The sequence below is a fragment of the Clostridium sp. DSM 8431 genome, from assembly GCF_900116755.1.
Taxonomy (GTDB): domain Bacteria; phylum Bacillota; class Clostridia; order Clostridiales; family Clostridiaceae; genus Clostridium.
Genome location: NZ_FPBY01000202.1, coordinates 1 through 1,153 on the forward strand (window position 1 = coordinate 1; position 1,153 = coordinate 1,153).

Annotated in this window: 1 protein-coding gene; it reads right to left on the reverse strand. The window is 25.2% G+C overall.

What is annotated here, in order from left to right; genetic code table 11:
• Positions 1-259 precede the first annotated feature (259 nt).
• The gene (locus BM384_RS15090) at positions 260-955 is read right to left on the reverse strand and encodes a hypothetical protein (protein WP_090014815.1); all 696 of its coding nucleotides are present in this window, start codon (positions 953-955) and stop codon (positions 260-262) included.
• Positions 956-1,153 lie beyond the last annotated feature (198 nt).

The following is a 1,153-nucleotide window of genomic DNA, read 5'->3' on the forward strand; positions in this document are numbered from 1 at the left end:
CATGGTTTAAATACATCTCATGTTAATGTTAGACCTATGTTTTTAAGCCATTCCTCTATTATTATATCTTATTTCATTCCTGATATACAGCCATTTCTAAAGATTTTTTCCAACCTAAATCCCAAAATTAAAAATAACATTTAAAAATCATCTAAGCTCTTAGTATAACTATTTCAAAGCCAATTTAAATAAATTAGGAAGTTGGAAAATTTATTTCTATAACTTTTTATTTGTTATAACTTAAGTTTTTGTAATTAACCTACTTATATCCACAAAAGCCAGCTCCCAAACTACTTCCCTTTTCTCCAAGCCCTAAGGCAATAGCTATAAAAGCTTTCATCTGACTATTTTCATCTTCCTTAACTTTTATCTTAACCTTATTACCTAATAATGTTACAGACTTATATTTATACTTAATTGGAACTCTATTAGTTATCTCTATATTCTCAATAAAGCAGCCTGTATCTCTATACTTTTCAGATCCCTCCATCTGATTTAATTTTTTCTCCAGATTTCCATTTAATTTTTTTATTAAACTATCTATAGAACTCTTTTTATCAATCCAAGGTCCACCATTATCCTCTGTTATTATTATAGGTTTAAGAGTATACAATTCTTTGACATTTTCTACTTCAACCATGTTTAAATCTACATCTATAGCCTTTATATCACTATATTCATGATTATAAATTGACATTGCCATTTTATTGAGTAGCTGAAGATTAATACTTCTCACTCTAAAGAAATAATTCTTTCCTTTTTTATATATCTTGTCCTTTTCTATTGGATAAAAACTATCAAAAACATATTTATAAAACTTTTCTTCATGAAGTTTTTTTAACAACGGATTATTTAACATGGAATTATTAATAAATACTCCTATTTTATAAGAAGTTTCATCTATTTTTATATCTTTTGTAAGTTTCACTTTGATTTTCATCTCATAATAATTCATTTTTATCTCCATTTTTCCTTTTTTTATCAATTATAATAAAAAAGTTTCTTTAACGCAAACCTATATATGTGATAGTACAAATGATAAAATGGCATTTAGGATATTTAAACACATCTATATGTTAATGTTGAACGATAATAAGACTCATAAAGAAATTGAACCTGAAAGTTTAAATACATCTATATGTTAATGTTGAAC